Origin of the sequence: Embleya hyalina (assembly GCF_003967355.1) — a bacterium.
GTDB lineage: Bacteria > Actinomycetota > Actinomycetes > Streptomycetales > Streptomycetaceae > Embleya > Embleya hyalina.
The window spans coordinates 79,698-96,762 of sequence record NZ_BIFH01000053.1; the positions used below are offsets into that span (position 1 = coordinate 79,698).

At 71.0% G+C, this 17,065-nt stretch carries 14 protein-coding genes and 1 pseudogene; 5 read left to right on the forward strand and 10 right to left on the reverse strand.

Going from position 1 to position 17,065, the window contains the following annotated elements; all coding sequences use genetic code 11:
- Window positions 1–108 precede the first annotated feature (108 nt).
- The 4 genes from EMA17_RS47310 to EMA17_RS47325 form a co-directional block, all read right to left on the reverse strand.
- Window positions 109–960, reverse strand: coding sequence for a hypothetical protein (locus tag EMA17_RS47310; protein ID WP_126643422.1), 852 nt, complete (start codon window positions 958–960; stop codon window positions 109–111).
- Entirely contained in the window at window positions 957–3,254 is a 2,298-nt protein-coding gene (locus EMA17_RS47315; protein WP_126643423.1) for a DDE-type integrase/transposase/recombinase, read from the reverse strand. The genes EMA17_RS47310 and EMA17_RS47315 overlap by 4 nt, the downstream gene beginning before the upstream one ends.
- A complete protein-coding gene (locus tag EMA17_RS47320; RefSeq protein ID WP_126643424.1) occupies window positions 3,251–3,964 on the reverse strand; it encodes a TnsA-like heteromeric transposase endonuclease subunit in 714 nt (237 codons plus the stop codon). The genes EMA17_RS47315 and EMA17_RS47320 overlap by 4 nt, the downstream gene beginning before the upstream one ends.
- Before the next feature lie 275 nt (window positions 3,965–4,239).
- Window positions 4,240–5,601, reverse strand: coding sequence for a TniQ family protein (locus EMA17_RS47325; RefSeq protein WP_281290625.1), 1,362 nt, complete (start codon window positions 5,599–5,601; stop codon window positions 4,240–4,242).
- Here EMA17_RS47325 and EMA17_RS56250 point away from each other — a divergent pair.
- The 3 genes and pseudogenes from EMA17_RS56250 to EMA17_RS47350 all read left to right on the forward strand — a co-directional run.
- Window positions 5,558–7,846 (forward strand): annotated as a pseudogene (locus tag EMA17_RS56250) (helicase associated domain-containing protein); the annotation flags it as partial. The gene EMA17_RS47325 and the pseudogene EMA17_RS56250 overlap by 44 nt on opposite strands.
- A gap of 181 nt (window positions 7,847–8,027) precedes the next feature.
- On the forward strand, window positions 8,028–9,224 hold the full coding sequence (locus EMA17_RS47345) for a hypothetical protein (protein ID WP_246127351.1): 1,197 nt from the start codon (window positions 8,028–8,030) through the stop codon (window positions 9,222–9,224).
- Between the two features lie 371 nt (window positions 9,225–9,595).
- Window positions 9,596–10,240 (forward strand): hypothetical protein, encoded by a 645-nt coding sequence (locus tag EMA17_RS47350; protein WP_126643426.1) that lies wholly within the window; start codon window positions 9,596–9,598, stop codon window positions 10,238–10,240.
- A gap of 410 nt (window positions 10,241–10,650) precedes the next feature.
- Here the strand turns inward: EMA17_RS47350 and EMA17_RS47355 are convergent, their stop codons facing one another.
- Window positions 10,651–10,971 (reverse strand): hypothetical protein, encoded by a 321-nt coding sequence (locus EMA17_RS47355; RefSeq protein WP_246127353.1) that lies wholly within the window; start codon window positions 10,969–10,971, stop codon window positions 10,651–10,653.
- A 48-nt stretch (window positions 10,972–11,019) separates the two neighbouring features.
- Between EMA17_RS47355 and EMA17_RS47360 the strand changes: the two genes are divergently transcribed.
- The gene (locus EMA17_RS47360; RefSeq protein ID WP_218043265.1) at window positions 11,020–12,099 is read left to right on the forward strand and encodes a nucleotide kinase domain-containing protein; all 1,080 of its coding nucleotides are present in this window, start codon (window positions 11,020–11,022) and stop codon (window positions 12,097–12,099) included.
- A gap of 857 nt (window positions 12,100–12,956) precedes the next feature.
- On the opposite strand, the gene EMA17_RS47370 is transcribed toward EMA17_RS47360, so the two are convergent.
- The 3 genes from EMA17_RS47370 to EMA17_RS47380 are packed head-to-tail and all read right to left on the reverse strand — an operon-like array spanning window position 12,957 to window position 14,571.
- A complete protein-coding gene (locus EMA17_RS47370) occupies window positions 12,957–13,871 on the reverse strand; it encodes an ImmA/IrrE family metallo-endopeptidase (protein ID WP_126643427.1) in 915 nt (304 codons plus the stop codon).
- A complete protein-coding gene (locus EMA17_RS47375; protein WP_126643428.1) occupies window positions 13,868–14,296 on the reverse strand; it encodes a helix-turn-helix domain-containing protein in 429 nt (142 codons plus the stop codon). The genes EMA17_RS47370 and EMA17_RS47375 overlap by 4 nt, the downstream gene beginning before the upstream one ends.
- Window positions 14,293–14,571 (reverse strand): acyl carrier protein, encoded by a 279-nt coding sequence (locus EMA17_RS47380; RefSeq protein WP_126643429.1) that lies wholly within the window; start codon window positions 14,569–14,571, stop codon window positions 14,293–14,295. The genes EMA17_RS47375 and EMA17_RS47380 overlap by 4 nt, the downstream gene beginning before the upstream one ends.
- Before the next feature lie 112 nt (window positions 14,572–14,683).
- On the opposite strand from EMA17_RS47380, the gene EMA17_RS47385 reads away from it, so the two are divergent.
- Window positions 14,684–15,556 carry a nucleoside triphosphate pyrophosphohydrolase family protein gene (locus EMA17_RS47385; protein WP_246127355.1) on the forward strand — a complete coding sequence of 291 codons (873 nt, stop codon included), beginning with the start codon at window positions 14,684–14,686 and terminating at the stop codon, window positions 15,554–15,556.
- A gap of 72 nt (window positions 15,557–15,628) precedes the next feature.
- On the opposite strand, the gene EMA17_RS56255 is transcribed toward EMA17_RS47385, so the two are convergent.
- Window positions 15,629–15,718: a helicase associated domain-containing protein gene (locus EMA17_RS56255; protein ID WP_371863238.1), complete on the reverse strand. Its 90-nt coding sequence runs from the start codon at window positions 15,716–15,718 to the stop codon at window positions 15,629–15,631.
- Complete coding sequence (locus EMA17_RS47390) at window positions 15,679–16,092, reverse strand: hypothetical protein (protein ID WP_126643430.1); 414 nt, start codon at window positions 16,090–16,092, stop codon at window positions 15,679–15,681. Before EMA17_RS47390 ends, EMA17_RS56255 begins: the two co-directional genes overlap by 40 nt.
- Window positions 16,093–17,065: the final 973 nt, after the last annotated feature.

Below are 17,065 nucleotides of genomic sequence, written 5' to 3' on the forward strand. Positions count from 1 at the left end.
GCGCGAGGTGTTCCATGCGCCCTTCGCTCAAGCGGTGCAGGAGCGCCGCGTGTTCGAGCAGGCCCTGCTTCTTGTGGTGGTGCAGGCGCAGTTTCTCGTCGAAGCCGTTCAGGGTCCTTCCCCATACCTCGGTGTAGGGGAGGGGGTTGACCCACAGGACGGGGACAAAGTTGCGTGGGGTGGGGGTGTGCCGGGTGCCAGCGGGGCGGGGGAGGGCGGGGCTGCGTTCGCCGCGGGCCTCGTGCAGGATCTCCCGTGCGCCGGTGCCGCACCAGATGACGGTGAGGGGATCTCGGCGGACAGGAAGTCGAAGAAGTCGAAGGTCGGCTGGATGTCGTTGTTGCGGAGCCGGTCGACGCCGTCGACCAGGACGAGGCGGGTCCGGGAGGCGCGCATCACGTGGACAGCCGGTCCGGTCCAGTCCTTCATCCGCAGGACGGATCTTCCGTCGACGTCCCTGCGGTAGAGGTCCCAGCCGAGGAAGACGGCGAGTTGGGCGGACCAGTTCACGGCGTCGTCACGGCTGGGCGGTGCGTTGACGCAGACGACCGGGATGCGGTTGGCGTCGGTGCCGTGCAGCTGCTCGATGCGGCCCTGGTGGGCGCGGCCGATCAGGTGGGTCAGGGCGGTCTTGCCGGTGCCGCGTTCGCCGTCGACGGCGGCGTGGACGCGGGCATGGACGCTTTGACGGTTGACGCGCAGGAGGCGTCTGGCCGTCTTGAGGCCGTGCTCGACGTCGGGGGTGGCGACCATGCCGAGCGAGGCGTGGTAGAGCATCCGGGGGTCGTCGTCGTGCACCGGTGTGCCGGCGGGGGCACAGTCCTGCAGGTCCGGCGGCACGACCGGGTGGCGCACCGAGGTGTCCCAGCCCGAGCGGACCGTCACGGGTTCCGGCTCGGTGACGACGCCGGGTGCCCGGCCCGGGCCGAGCGCGGCCCGGCCGGTGGAGGTGGTGCTCATCGCCGTTCCGTGCCTGCATCCGGCCCGGGCCGATCAGGGTCGTCGGGGGGAAGGCCGTCGAGATCGCCGATGTCCCAGTCGAGGGCGACCAGGACGTCGTCCGCCGGCGGTTTCGGCGCCTGCGGCGGGTACGGGTCGACGAACAGGTCCGCGGCGGGCACGTCGAGGCTGCGGTAGGGGGTGAGGGCGGCCGGGTCGAGGTCGGGGAGGTTCTCCCGCGGATCCGGGTGCGGTGCGGAGGTTTCGAGCTTGCGGCCCCGGAACGGGGGCGGCACCACGGCGCGGGCGGGTGCGTGGCCCCGGCGGGCGCGTTCACGCAGCTCGTTGATCGCACGGGCGATCGCCCGCTCGTCGCGGACGCTGCCGCCCGCCGCGATGTGGGCGGCGGTGGCCTGCTCCCACACGCGTTCGGTCCACGGGTCCTCGACGAGCCGGCGGAACACGAAGGGGACCTCCACCCACGGGTCCTGCCCCTCCCCGGCGCGGTGGTCGTACAGCCAGGCGACGTCCGGCTCGTAGGGGTTGTAGTGGACCTCCCACCTGCCGCGGCGCCCCGGGATCCCGGAGGGGCGTCTGAACGGGGCGAGTTCGTCGCCGAGGTCGTAGGTGCGGTTGTTGATCCGGATTCCCTTGCGGGTGACCGACACCCACTGCACGGGCAGCAGCTTGCGGTTGTCGCCAGGGGTCTGCGGCAGTGCCCGGTAGCCGGTCAGCGAGACCGCTGCCGCGTACATCTGGTTCGGGGTCAGGACGAGCCCGGGCGTGTACGGGCTGCGCAGCCCGCCCTGCGGGGTCTGCTGCCACTGCAGGGCGATCCACTCGCCGAGCATGTCCTGGAGCTGGTCGATCGTCCACAGCGGCTGCTTGTCGAAGTGCCTGCCGCGCAGTTCGAGCTTTCGCGCGGTGTGGCCGGCGACGTACTGGCTGAACCTCGTCTTGATGGTGCGCATGGCGCGTTCCACGACCGCCTTGTCGGTCGGGGTGCGGGTGCGGGCGTGGCGTACCTCGATGCCCAGTTCGGCGCACGCGCAGGAGAAGACACTGCCGGTGAAGACCCGGCCGTGGTCGATCACCACGGTCCGAGGCCGGATCACCGGCCGTGCGGCCGCCCCTTCCATCCGCGGGTCGGCGGCCAGCAGTTCCTCGTACGGCAGGTCGGAGCCGTCCAGCAGGGTCAGCGGCGACCAGCCGGATCTGCCCGGCACCGGAGCGAGGGCCTGGGCGATGGTGAAGACCGCGTCCAGGGCGCGGGTGGCCCGCCCGCCCACCCGCGCCCCGCGCGGCCCGTCGCCCGACTGCCTGGGCACGATCATCTCGCCGATGATGCTGCGGGTGGCGATGTCGATCGCGATGGTCGCCTCGACGGGAGTGGGCCGCCCGTCGTCGCCGATCGCGAGGATGTCCAGGCCGGTGGTGTCGATCTGCACCAGTTCACCGGGCACCCGCGCGACCGTGGGCGTGTACGGGGGCCGGGGACGAGCCCGTCGGGCTGTGCGCCGCACCAGCGTTCCGGTCACGTCGTCCACGGTGACACCCAGGCGCCGCAGCAGCTTGTAGAAGGTGGAGCGCGGCACCCGCAGCCGTGCCCGCTCGAGGGGATCGTCGAGCTCGCGCCGGTAGCGCCTGGCCACGGCGCGCTCCAACCGCTCCCACAGGCGCTGCGCCGTGCCGGCGGACTCCTCGGCCTTCGCCTCGGCGTCCATCACCTCCCACAGCAACTCCACCACCCGCGGATCGGTGCGCCCGTACAAGGAGCCCCGGCGGGTGCTCCTGCCGTCGACCAGTCCCATCACCCCGTGGGCGCGCCACGACCGGCACTTGCGTTCGACCGTCGCCGCCGACACGTCCCTGCCCAGTGCCCGAAGCTGCCCGGCCTTGGCCGCGTAGCGCTCCTGGAGGGTGCGCAGCGCGGGATCGTACTCGGGCCGCGGCGCCGTGGCGGCGGGGATGTTCGGCATCTGCTGGTGCAGGACCTGCTTGACGTGGCGTTCCCATTCCCGTGCCTGGGCGCGGACACGGACGGGCAACGCCTCGAACTCGCCGTTGCGGTGCAGAACCCGGGGACGCGGCCGGGGCCGGCCGGAGCGGTCCAGGACAGCGAAGTCGTCGGCCGCGACGAGCACCGGGAGCAGGCCGGTGACCGCGTCGACGCCCTCCTCGCACGGCTCCATCGACACCCGGGGTCCCTGCAGGAGGCTGACCGTGTAGGCGTGGCCGTCGAATTGCACGGTGTCGCCCACGTCCAGGATCTCGCCGCTCGGATGCGGTGCCTCGAGCACCGGTGCCTGGTTCACGGCCGCACCCCGCTCGCCCAGACAGGGGAGGTCGGCAGGAGCGGCGCGTGCCAGTCGATCTCCAGTTGCCGGTGCCAGATCAGGTGATGGGCGAGCTCGATTGCTGCCAGGCGGGGCAGCCCGCAGGCCGCGGCGCCGTCCTCGAGCCGGCGGGGACGGGCGAAGGCGGACAGCAGTGCCTGCGCGGCGCCCGGGTCGCGTCCGCGCGGGTCGCGGGCACCGAAGACCAGCTGCAGGTTCGCCAGTTCCGTGCCGGTCGCGGGGGCGGTGACCTCCAGCTCCCATCCCGTCCGGAGCGCGGCCTCCTCAAGGATGTGCCTGCGGCGCTCCCAGACGGCGCCGGGCGTCTGCAGTTCCACGAGGAGCAGGAGCCGCTCGCCGCCGTGGCGGCGGGCGCCGAAGTCGGGCCGCAGGGCACGGTGTCGGCCGCCCTCGTCCCAGCGCAGTTCCACCGGGCAGGCGCTGAACGCAGCGATCGTGCTGTCCCGGTCCAGGGCCATGGCGACTCGCTGCTCCCGCAGCGACCCGCAGGAGACGACCCTGCCGGTGGTGGACACCCAGGCGTCGGTGACGAAGCCGCGGCGTCCCCGGTGCGCGACAGGAGGGGCGACAGGGGGGAGTTCCTCGATGGGCACACCGGACGCCTCGGCGGCGGGTACCTCGCGGAGGCGTCCTCGTGCGTCGAGGTAGGCGACGGAGATCTCCAGCACGCGGCCCCCTCAGGGTGTAGGCACGAGACGTGTCCCTTCACAGTGATCCACCAAGCGAGGCCGCCCGTGCGGGTGACCGCCGTATCCACACGAACGGGTGACACCCCCCTCGCAAGCCCTTGCCAAGCCGACCAGAGTGAGCTAGACGCTGAACGGGCAAGGTGCCAACGGTACATGGCGGCCGCTCCCTGAACCGTTCGGCCGTGCGCCGGCGGCCCGACGCACCCCGGGCCGCCGCACGAGCGCGGCCCGCCCGCCCTTCGCGGCGTGCATCGTCACACCCGGGTTCGCAGGTCACCCCAGCACCACGGCAGGCAAGTGCGGTCGTCCAGACACGCCCGCGGGTCGTCCCGTTCATGGGCGACGGCGCGCACCGGCGCAGACCGGTGCATCCCACCGCCCCGGCCCGGCACCCGTTCGCCGGGGACCGGCGGCAGCGTGCGGTGATGACGCGCCAACCACTCCGCGACCGGCTGCTGCGCCACCGCCGCCGACAAGCCGAGCGGCCCGGCCGACACCCATGCCGCTGCCAGCAGTTCCGCCCCCGCCCCTGCCCCGCCGTGGTCTGTGAGGCCACGGGCGCGTTCGTGGCGCAGCAGCAGCCGGGCGACCGCGTACACCTCCGGAGCCATCACCAGCGCCGCGGTGCGCACCGCGCCGGGGCCGGCGCCCACACGCCGTTCGCGGTCCGCCCACACCCGTGCCTGCGGCACCCGGCGCCACCACCACCCGGCGACCGCGAACGCGTCCGCGACCAGCGCCACACCCGTCGGCCCGAACCGCCGCTCCAACCGCTCCAGCCCCCGCCACGCGGCCACTGCCTCCGGCACCGCCCTCAGGTCGTACCACCCCGGATCCCGTGCCCGGGCGCCGTCCGTCCACCGCCGGTGCCGCAGGCACACCCGCCACGGATCCCGCGCCAGCACCCACGCGTCGGCGGCGCCTCGGGCACCGGCGCAGCACGGGCACGCCCGCACCAGCACCCCCGCCGCAGGCGTCCACGGGCAGTGCCACCGCGCGTCCTCCCCGGGCAACAACAGCGGTCCGCGCAGACCCGGCAGCGCCCGCCGCAGCACCGGCACCGCACGGCCGGTCATCGCCGCGAGCCATGCCAGGGCCGGGCGACTGAGGTAGACCTCCGCCGACCCCGGGTCCGCCGGCGGCTGCCCGCCCTCACCGAGATCCTCCAGAAGGTCTCCCAGCGTCCGGCCGTTCGCGGCCGCCCACCGCACCAGGAACGACCCCGTCGACTCCTCCGCCACGAACCGCACCGCAAGCGGCCACGGACGCGACACGCCCCACCCCGCCCGCCCCTCCACCCGCACCCACCCCCGTTCCACTTCACCCCGCGGCCCGGCGAACCCTCCCGGCAACCACCCGCACACCCGGCCGCACGCCGCGCCGACCCCATCGCGGAATAGCACGCCAACACCGAACGACACCAGACCTGTTCGCTCGAACGAGCGAATCGACGGCCCGCACGGGCGGAACCCGGCCCCGGCTCCTGCACGCTGCCCAGGAGACAGCACGTCAGCGGCACGCCGACGGCACCACCGCCGGACAGCGCGGCCCGACCGACGCTCAGGAGGCCCCGTGCCGCCACGGCTCACCCACGCCGACCACCCCACCGGCTTCATCCGCCCCGCCCGGCCGTTCCGCGACCTCGACGTCGAATTCCGCGGCTGCCAGAAGGACGCCGTCGACGCCCTGTGCAACAGCTTCGCCCTCGGCAGCGAACGCTCCACCCTCATCTCGCTCTGCGGCACTGGCAAGACGGTCATGTCCCTGTGTATCGCCCACGAGTGCGCCCCCGAAGGCCGCGTCCTGGTCCTGTGCCCGACCCGGCTCCTCCTCCAGCAGACCGCCGCCCGCTGGCACGCCCACGGCCGCCGCGGCACCTACATCGCCCTGTGCAGCGACCCCGCCCCCACCGACCCTGCCCTGCACGGCCACATGACCATGACCACCGACCCTGGCGTCCTCACCCGGGCGATCCGCGCCGCCGACGGCCCGGTCACCGTGTTCTCCACCTACGCCTCACTCGACAAGGTCCTCCTCGCCCACGCCGAACTCACCCTGCCGCGCTGGGACATCGTCGTCGTCGACGAAGCCCACCGCACCGCCGGAGCCCTGGGCAAACAATGGGCCGTCGTCCACAGTGCCGACGCCCTCCCGGCCCGCCACCGCCTCTACCTCACCGCCACCCCCAGGATCTGGGACGTCAACCACCCCCTCGCCGACGAGCCCGTCGCCTCCATGGACGACCAGTCCCTCTACGGCCCCTTCGTCTTCCGCTACTCCCTGGCCCAGGCCATCGACGACGGCCTCCTCGCCGACTACCGCGTCTGCGCCCCCGAGATCCACCACCCCGAACTCCACACCGTCCTGACCGGCCGACGCGGCCACCGCGACCACCCGTCCGCCGACAACATGCGCGCCGCCGCCGCCCAACTCGCCCTGCTGCGTGCCCGCGAACGCCACGGCATCACCCGCACGATCTCCTTCTCCAACTCGATCAGCCGCACCGAAGCCTTCGCCGACACCCTCCTGGAGACCGCCCGCAACGCCGGCCCCGGACACGACCAAGGACTCCACGCCGCCGCCGTCCACTCCCGCCACGCCCCCGACGAACGCCGCCGCCGCATGGACCGCTTCGCCCGCCCGCCCCACGCCACGCACCCGGGCAACACCCTGGACCTGGAAGTCCTCGCCACCTGCCGCCTCGCCATCGAAGGCGTCGACTTCCCCCTGGCCGACTCGGTCCTGTTCACCGACTCCAAATCCAGCACCATCGACATCGTCCAAGCCGTCGGCCGCGCGCTGCGCCTGGCACCCGGCACGTCCAAATGCGCCACCCTGATCGTCCCGGTGTTCTTCGCCCCCGGCGACGACCCCGCGGAGGCCACCCTCGCCACCCCCTACCACCTGCTCTACCAGGTCATGGTCGCGCTCCGCGCCCACGACGAGCACTGGTTCCACCGCCTCGTCCGCGCCGGCGAACGCCCCCTCCACGCCCCGCTGCCCGCCCCACGCCCGGAACGCGCCGCCGAAATCGCCGCCCACCTCGGCCTGCGCACCATGGACCCACCGCCCGAACTATGGCTCCGCGGCCTGGACGCCGCCGCCCTCCACCACGCCCGCCACGGCGACCTCGACATCGACAGCGACCACATCGACGACGACGGATTCCACCTCGGCTGGTGGATCGGATACCAGCGCTCCCTCAAAGCCGCCGGCAACCTCGCCCCCGACCGCATCCGCGCCCTGGCCCGACTCGGCATGAGCTGGCCCCACCCCGCCGACAGCGCCGAGCACCACCTCGCCTTCGCCCGCGCCTGGCACCACCGACACGGCCACCTGCTCCCCGAACCGACCGAGACCTTCCGCAAACGACCTCTGGGCGCCTGGCTCGAGCACCAACGCGCCAAGGACACGGCCGGCACCCTGCCCCGCCGCTACGCCCAGGCGCTGGCCGGTATCGACCGCCACTGGAACCCCGCCTGGCCGCACGCCTGGCAGCGAACGCACACCGCCGCCCTCGTTCGGGCCCGCAGCGGCGCCCTGGCCATCCCCATCACCCACGCCCAGGCCGAGGCCGACGACCTGACCCGATGGCTGGACGCCCAGTTCGACGCCTTCCCCGCGCTGCGTTCGGGCCAGCGCGAGCAACTCGCCGCTCTCCTGCCCGCGGACCCCCTCGCCATCGGCCTGCGCAATCCCCGCAGCTCGGGGGAGAGGGAGTTCTGCCACCTCCTGCGCGCCGCCCGCCGGTTCCGTCGCACCCACGGACACCTGCGCGTACCCGCCGACCACGTCGAACGCGTCCCCCGCGACCGTGTTCTCCTCGGTGCCGCGATCGCCGCCCTGCGCGACCCCGACCGGGTCACACGCCTGTCCCGCCCGGAACTCGACGCCCTGCAGGCACTCGGCATGGAATGGCGGCCGGGCCTGACCGCCCCGCGCCCCCGACCGAACTGCACGGCACCCGACCGACGCCGGCGGGGATGCGACCCCGCACGCAGCCACGCTGATTCGGGGACGATCTCGTACACACTCGGCCAGGATGGTCCCCGTGCTGGATGTGAGCGTGTACGAACTCGTTTGGCCCACCTCTCTGTTCACGGCCGAGGCCGAGCGCATCTCGCGTTCCGACCACCGCCAGTGGGTCGAACGCGCACGACTGCTGTTGGGCGAGGCGTTCGCTGGTACCACGGCGGTGGGCGACTTCGACGAGGTCGGCGAATCCTCGACCATCCGGGCCGACGACCCCTGGTCCCCGAAGCCGCCCGCGGGACAGGCCCCTCCCGCGTACACCCAACGGACCTGGCTGCGCGAGCTGATCGATCGCGCATCCGAACTGTGCCACGCCCGCCGACCACGCCCGTACTGGCCCCAACGCCACGGCACCCCACCCGGCCACGCACGCCACGAGGGCGGCGAACGCCGCGAGTTCGCCCGCCTCGTCGAGGAACTCGACACCAACGGCTACCTGGTCGAGGTCTTCGGCCGAGACTGCGTCGACGACCCCGACCCGCTCCCGGACCGCTCCCGGATCCTGGACCGCCGCCTCGGATACGCGAATCTGTGGCCCCTGGATCCCGACGCATGGGACGACGACGTCTTCTTCGGCCTGATCGAGGTCTTCCACGACCTGGTGTCGCGCCCCCGCAACCGCGACATGCACTCCTACTCCGGCTGCGGCTGGCACTACAAGGAGTTCAACGCCGCCCCCGGCCGCGCCCTGTACCGGTGGAGGATCAACAACCTCCTCCACGACGCCGGCATCGACTACCGACTCGCCGACGAGGGCGAGGACCTCGGACGACTGGTCGCGCTCACCGACGACGCCCGCGGCGACCTCGTCCACCACGTCCTGAACACACCCGACCCGCGAACACGCACGGGCACCGAGCACGCCATCGCCCTGTTCCGCGCACGCGGGGCCACCCGCGACCACAAACGCTCGGCCATCGTCGCCCTCGCCCGAATCCTCGAACAACGCCGCGACCTCATCAAGACCGAGGCTGGGAAACCCGACGACGGATTCCTCTTCGAAATCGCCAATCGATACGACCTGCGCCACGGCCGCGCCGACCAACGCGCCGACTACGACGACGCCTTCCTCGATTGGATCTTCTGGTGGTACCTCGCCACCGTCGAACTCACCAACCGCATCCTGAAAAAGCAACGCACCCCACACGACGCACCCGAGTTCCCCGACCTCCTCGACCAGTGGCACGGCGACGCCCGCGCCCCGTAGCGCCGTCCCTTCACCCGTCACGCTTGTGCTCGACTTCGGGGCCCGCCCGGCCTCCCACCGCGGCGACGAACCGTGCAACGGGACCGGCGAGCAAGTCACGGGCTCGACGGGTGAGTCCGGCGCGCGTGTGCGTTCTCGTGCGGTACGACCGACCGGTCCCCGACCGATTCGGTGAACATCGGCCGGGAACCGAATCCCTTGTGATGCGAGCCGGCCTGTGGCCGTCGATGCGGTTGCCACGAATCGTTCCCGGTCGCCAATGGAGTCGCGCATCCGCGGGTGGCGCCGACGTCGCGAATCGCATGTGTTGTTCGTCTTCCCGGGGCTTGGTCGGAGCGGGCGGCGGGGTATGACGTGCGAGGGGGTGGGTGGTGAACGAGTTCTTGATGGGGGTGTTGTCCTCACTCGCGGCCACGGGGCTGACCGTCACACTCGCGGTGTTGTGGTCGGGACGTTTTCGTTGGTTGTTGATCCGGGCGGTATCGCGATTGACACGTGGTGATTTCGGTCAGACGTGGCCGACGAAAGTCGAGGCGGACGAGGATTTCCGCAGGGAGTTGGCGCGCGCTCGTCGCGTGGACCTGTTGACCGGTCGGGGAAACGAGCTGCAGCGGGATACTTTCGCTCCTCTCCTGGCGGCCGCAGGTACGACGGGGCGCCAGGTTCGGCTCCTGTTGCCGTGCACCGGAACCGGCCAGGACGCTCGCTGGACGACCGACCGCGAGGCGGAACTTGCGACGTTCGATCGCAGTCACGGCTCGGGCCTGTTGCACACTCAGATCGAGACCAACGTCGCGTTCGTGGCCCCGTACACGAGTGCGGGCACGATCGAACTCAGAAGGTTCGACGCCCCGCACATCGGGCGGGTGTGTCTGACCGAACGGGCGGCCTACTTCACGCCCTACTCGGCACACGAGCACGGCCGACACTGCGCGGTCGTCAAGTACCCCGTGTCCTCGCCCATGTATCGGACCCTGGAACGAATCTTCGCCAAGACGTGGGAGTCGTCCACGTGAGGGATTCCACCAGCGAACTTGCGCGTGGGTGCGCCCTATGTCGCGCCTCGGCTGGGCCGTTGGTTTCTGCGACGTGCGGTGGACCCTCCCGATCCGGCAACCGCGAGTAGGGCCGGCCCGGCGGTGCGGTGTACGGGCGACGAGCGGTAGAGCACGCGATGACGTGCCCCGTTCCGCCGAGGGTGAGCCGTCTTCGACTCCCGGGGGTTCCTGTTGCGGCCGGCCGGCGCGTGGTCGTGGGGGTTGGGCCGTGTCCTCGGTGTCGTGTGGGGGGTTGAATCCGCGTGTCGTTGCTTTCGTCGGACGCCGTGTCGAGACGCGGTGGTGGGTCACCCATGCGGTGCGGACCGGGCGGGAACATCTGCCGCCGGCGGGCCTGCCCACGTGGCGGCGGCCGCGGGGGCGTGCGGCTACGGCGTGGGTGCGGTGGTGTCCCCGCTCGCGGTCTTGGGTCCGGTGCGGCGCACGGTGGGCAGATCGGGCCGGTCGTGGGCGGCGGTGAACGTCTCCGGGTCGAGTCGTCGATAGGCGCGCAGCGTGTCCGCGAGTTTCTTCGGGGTCGTCTTGGTGGAGGCGATCAGGGCGGCCAGGAGCTCGGACCGGTTGGTGCGTTCGCCCGCCTCGGTCGCCGCGCGCACCAGAAGGTCGAGGCGGGCGTCGATCTCCTGCGGCCAGGTGAGCAGGACCTTGCGCCGTGCTCCCTGATGGACCCGCTCCACGGACCTGTCCACAGCGGCGCCCCTGTTCATCGACTATAGATTGAATATATATTCAAACGCATGCCTTCCCTGCTGGCCAGCCCCGCTGCCGAGGAACATGCTCATCGCGCCTGCGACGAGGTGGTCGTGGCGGGGCGGCGGTTGCGGCCGACGGCGGTCTTCGACACCTATTGGCGGTTCGCCGTGCTGCGCGACCGGGTGTATCGGGCCCGGGTGGCCGGCGCGCCTGCGCCGTGGACGAGCGACCCGATTCTGGCCCGTCACCGGTTCACCAACTGCTTCCGCGCGGCGGATCGCGTCAGCCAGCAGCTGATCGCGGGGGTGAGCTACCGGGGCGATCAGCGCTGGGAGGAGGTGTTCTTCCGCACACTGTTGTTCAAGTTCTTCAACAAGGCGTCCACGTGGGAGTTGTTGGTGGGCGCGCTCGGCGGGACGCCGACGTGGGCGGACTACGACTTCGGTCGTTACGACGGGGTGTTGTCGAAGGCGTTCGCGTCCGGTGGGCGGTTGTACTCGGCGGCGTACATCACCCCGCCGCCGGCCATGGGGGAGTCACGCAAGCACGCCAACCACCTGCGCGTGCTGGAGACGATGATGGCCACGAACGCGCCCGCGCGGGTACTGGCGGCGAAGAGCCTCCAGGAGGCGTACCGGATCCTGCTCGGCTATCCGGCGATCGGCCCGTTCCTGGCCTACCAGTACGTGATCGACCTGAACTACGCGGCCGAGATGCCCTTCGAGGAAGGCGACTTCGTCGTGCCCGGCCCGGGGGCCAAGGACGGTATTCGCAAGGCGTTCGGTGCGGCGGCGGACGGCATCGAGGCTGAGGTCATCCACTACATGACCGACACCCAGGAGGAGCACTTCGCCCGACTGGGCCTGGAACCGGTGCGGCTGGGAGGCCGCCGCCGACTCCAACTGATCGACTGCCAGAACCTGTTCTGCGAGGTCGACAAGTACGCCCGGGTCGCGCATCCCGAGGTCGCCGGGATCAGCGGCCGCGCACGGATCAAGCAGGTCTACCGCGCCGACTCCGCGCCGTTGACACCGTGGTTCCCCCCGAAGTGGGGACTGACCGACGCCGCCGGTGCCGGCGCGTCCGGGACACGGGGCGCATCCGGGGCGGCGGAGCGTTCCTGAGCGTCCGACACGAGACCGAGCAGGTCTGCCGGCTGCGCCTTGTCCACCCGATCGAGGATCTTTTGGCTGCAGTCCAGATGCGCGACGCCTGCCACGACCATCAGACGTCCCGGACGTAGCCCCGCCTGCTCGGCGACCCAGGCGTTGAGCTTGCCCAGCGCCAGGTAGTTGCCGTAGGCGCGGTCGAACATGTAGTGGCTGCGGTAGTAGGCGACCGTGTGGACGGTGCCGGTGCCGCTCTCCAACTGGAACGAGACGTGACTCAGGCAGGGAAAGTCCAGCATCTGGGTATCGCCTCCGAGGTCGCGGATGGGCAGGTCGGCCGGAACCTCCTCGACCGGCGGCGGCCCGTCCTCGACGTGGACGGTGCCGGCCTCATACACCGCGTTCCAGCGACTGCTGTGACTGAGCTTCCGCAGTCGCGCGATGAGTAGGCCCAACTGGTCGACCGGAGCCGCGCCCTCGCGCCCGGGGTGGCCCACCAACCGCCCGAAGTAGGTGCCGTGGACGTTGCGCCGATCGGCCTTGCGCAGCCGCTCGTACAAGGCGAGATAGCGTCGGGCCAGTTCGGCGTGGTCCCTGCAGGAAGCGGCGAGCGCGGAGGGGAAGAGGGTGTTGATCACCGCTTCCATCGGGTACTTGTCCCCGGCGATGCGCAGGCGCTCCAACTCGGCGTGCACCTCGACACGTTCGCTCCGCGGGTCGGCGATGCGCACGACGGTGTGATAGCCCCTCCCGCCGGGGATCTTGGCCAGGCTGCGACATGCCTTCAGCCATGCGGAGGACACGTCGAGCGCGTCGACGGTGAAGGTGTGCAACATTCTCTCCCCTCGACATCCGACACGCGCGCGTTCGGCTCACGACGGCCAGAAATGATCGGAGCCTCGACGTCGCGGTGTCGGGGACACGGTGATGCGGAAGGTCTCGCCGCCGCCCGCAGTGGCGGTCAAAGCGGAGGTGGTGTCCAAATCCTCGGTGACCCACAGAGCACGACCACCGTCGAACCCGGCTTCCCCCCAGGGAAGTTGCGCACCGTCGAAAGGGTCCTCGCACGTGAGGCCACGCGGTACCGCATCCCAGGTGCCCGGGAAGTCCAACCACAGGAGGTCCCCGGTGCCCACGCGCGCGTGCCCCTCGTGGGCACCGGGGCCCAACGTGTGGACGTGAGCACGGGACGAGAACCCGCACCCGTGCGCGAGCAGGCTCTTCAAGCCGGCCGGCGCGATGCCTGCCCACCGCCGTTCGACGGCACCTCCGATGCTCTTGACCCGCACCAGATGGCGCACCGTGGTGGCGTAGGGAGTCCCCAGCCACCGCGCGATTTGATAGACCTCCGCAGGGTCGGACGGGCGCTGCACACCGATGCGCGCACAGGCCGCACGGACGGCCGGCAAGGGCATCAGGAACCAGGACGCGAAGGCCTCGGCAGCCTTCTCGTGCTCCGGCCAGTCCTCGCCCCAGCGTCCCCACCTCCTGTCCGCGTCGTGGTCCAGGGTCGTTCCGTGTCCCAGGACGTGGTGACCCAACTCGTGGGCCAGGGTGTGCCGAAGATCGGTTTCCGCCAGACCCGTGTTGAGCAGACAGGCCGGACCGTGATCGTCCGCGGCGACGTACAACCCCAGCAACGGCCCCAACTTCTGGGCCATCACCTCCACCCCCGCCGCCCTCAAGGCCGCGAAGACGTCCACGTAGTCGTCCCGACGAACCTTGAGGTCCTCATGCGCGTGCGCGGCGGCGATCATCGCGATGCCGTGCGCCTCGCCCCAACTCAAGGAAGCTCCGCGGACGACGGCCCGGCCGAGGCATCCGACGCCGGAGGGCGCCCGTCCTCCGCCTCCGCAGCGCGTCGAGCCTTCAGGTAATGGATGAACCTGGCCACCTCGATCCGATCCTCGGCGGTCAAGTCCTTACGGGTGCGAGGCATCCCTGCCAAGGCGTGCTCGCCGGCGTCGGCGTCCTCGTCCTCGTCCAGGAAGTAGGAGGTGGACAAACGATAGAGACGAGCCAGCTTCTTCAACTCCATGGTGTCCACCTTGCGTACCCCCCTCTCGATGTCGCTGACGGCCGATCGGGGAATGCCGGTGCGCTCGGACACCTGCTGCTGGGACAGGCCCAGATAGTCGCGGGTGCTCCTCAGTTTCTGCCCGAGCCGGGTGCGCTCGGTGGCGTCGTCCCCCGGCTCGGTGGCGGTGGTCATGAGAGTCCCTCCTTCTTGATGACGGCTACGTGGATGGTCTCGGCGAACGCCCACACCGAGCGCAGGGACCGCCCGGCTTCGGCATTCGCGTCGATCTTGACGCCGTAACGCTCCTCGACACGGATCAGGATCTCGACGACCTTCACCGAGTCCACCGGCAATTCCGCCCCCCGCGCGGCGAGTTCCTCGTACACCTCGTCGAACGGCTGACGTTGTTCCTCCGCCAGCAGATCGATGACGACGTCGACGATCTCCCTGACTCTCTCGTGAGGCATGCCGGACGCCCCCATGTTCGCAACTCCCGGACAGCTCGGGCTGATGTCACCTAGCATAGCGACGTGTCGGAAAATCCGACAGACATGTCCTCTATTCCTTAACGGAGCGTCGGTGCAACTCGCTCGCTATCAGCAGGCCGCCTTGAAGACCCTGCAACCCCCCACCCCCGACACCGACCCCGTCCTCGTCCCACTCCTGGGACTCGTGGGCGAAGTCGGCTCGGTCGCCGCGGCCTACAAGAAGCGCATGCGCGACGGCACGACGACAGGACGACAACAACTACGCGAGGAACTCGGCGACGTCCTGTGGTACATCGCCACCCTCGCCCACCGCCTGGACCTCGACCTCGAGGACGTCGCCGCCGCGAGCCTCGAAAAGGCCAAGGACCGGTGGCGCGTCACCCCAGAGCCCGAACGCGTACACTTCGACGCCGACTATCCCCACCACGAACAACTTCCCCGCCGCACGACCGTCACCTTCACCCCCACACCTGCCGAGAACGACCGCACCGTCGTCGTCCTCACACGCGAAGACGGCACCCCCGCAGGCGACCCCCTCACCAGTGCCTCCCACATCGAGGACGACTACCGCTTTCACGATGCCTTCCACCTGGCGCACGCCGCGGTCCTGGGATGGTCACCGGTCACCCGCTTCCTCCTGGAGCGCAAACGCCGCAGCCGCCCCGGCGTCGACGAAGCCGAAGACGGAGGCCGCGCAATCGCCATCGAAGAAGGCGTATCCGCCCTGGTCTTCACCTACGCCACACGCCACGACTTCTTCGAAGGCACACGCCACGTCGACCACGAACTCCTCGACACCATCGACCAAATGACCGCCCACCTGGAAGTCAACGTCCTCCGCACCGCCGACTGGGAACGAGCGATCATGACCGGCTACGACGTATGGCGCCAACTCCGCAAGCACAACGGCGGCACCGTCGAACTCGACCTGGACAACCAAACACTCACCTTCATCGAGCCATGACCCGCCCGGACATGACCAACCTCCCCGACAACCGGCCGCACCTCGAACCTCACGCTCGATCTCACATCCGCCTCACGTCCACCGCATCCCGACCGCGTCGAGCGCGGTGATCCGCTCCGCCGTCAACTTCCCGCGGCGGGTCCGGGTGTTGGTGACCCACACCCCCAATCGCACCTCCTCGACCCCGCCACCCCGGGCACGTCGACGGCCTCGACGTGCCCTCGCGGGACCTCCAGGTGCCCCTCCCGCGCGAAGAACACCCCGGCCGCGGCCAACCCCACCGCGAACGCCTCGTCCCTGCTGCGCCCCGCCCTCGGCCCACCCGACACCCCAGGCCGCTCCGCCACCGCCCCGGCAGTGGGCGCCGCGACGCCAACGGCGAGCAGCGCCTCCCGCTGCGCCGGGTTCAGCCGCGCCCACCCCGCGACCCGACGCTCGACCCAGCGCCCGATCCCGACCCCGCGATACGCCGTCTCGAGCCCGGGAACGACCACCTCCCGCACCGCCACCGCGCCGCCGCCGTCGACCCCCGTCATCACCGGCCCCCACGCCACCCGCCCCGCCCCGCCCCGCCATTTCGAACCGCCGCCGCGTCGGGCACCCCACGCCCACTCGCCGCTGCGCCGTACGACCCATCGGCGCCCACCCCGACATTCGGCTCACCCCCACCCGCCGCTGCGCCGTCGCCGCCCTCGGGGGTTGTGGGCCTGTTGCCAGCCGCGAAGGTGGTTGAGGTGGCGCAGCCACTCGATCAACCAGTGCCGGGATCCACTCGGGGTCGATGGCGGCGAGCTGCTCCGCGCGTGCCGGGTGGCGTTTCACCGTTGCTCCGGCGCCATTTCTGCAGCTGCCCTGCCGCCCGATGGGGAAGCCCTCGATGATCGCGTCGACCGGCGCGGCCTGGTCGCCGTGGAGTCGGGCGTATTCGCGGGCGTGGGCGAGGGCGTCCCGCCGGCCCTGTTCGTAGGCGTCCCAGACCATGCCCGGCGCGTGGAATTCGGCGATCCGGGTGCGGGTCCCCGGATTTCCTGGCTGATTTTCCTGCCTGGATTTCCTTACAACTTTCGGGCTCGGCTTGGCCAAGTCCGTCGATGTCGGGGTGTGGCGTCGTGTGGTGTTGTCTGGCCCCTGGTGTGGGCTGTGGCGGGGATCGGGGCGTGAGGGTCGCAGGGGTCGTCCAGGGCTGTTCTCGGGGTTTTCTGGTGGTGTCCCGGGGCGGGCTCACGGTGGCCGTTGAGGGGCCGGTTCGACGGGGCTGAAGGTCGGCCCGAGTTGGGCCGGCGGGCGCGGCGGTGGGGCCGCGGAGCGGGCCGGTGGTGAGTCTCGTGTTGTCGTCCGGTGGATTCTCAGCGGATTGTCCATGGGTCCGTTTGGACGCGAACCCGGGATCTATCCTTGTCCGTAAGGGAGTTGGTGATCTCGTCCCGGCCGGGGGAGAGGGACGACGTCCCGAGATCGGTCGGCCACACGGATGAGAATGCTTGGCCGGCGGGACGAGACGTACCAGAC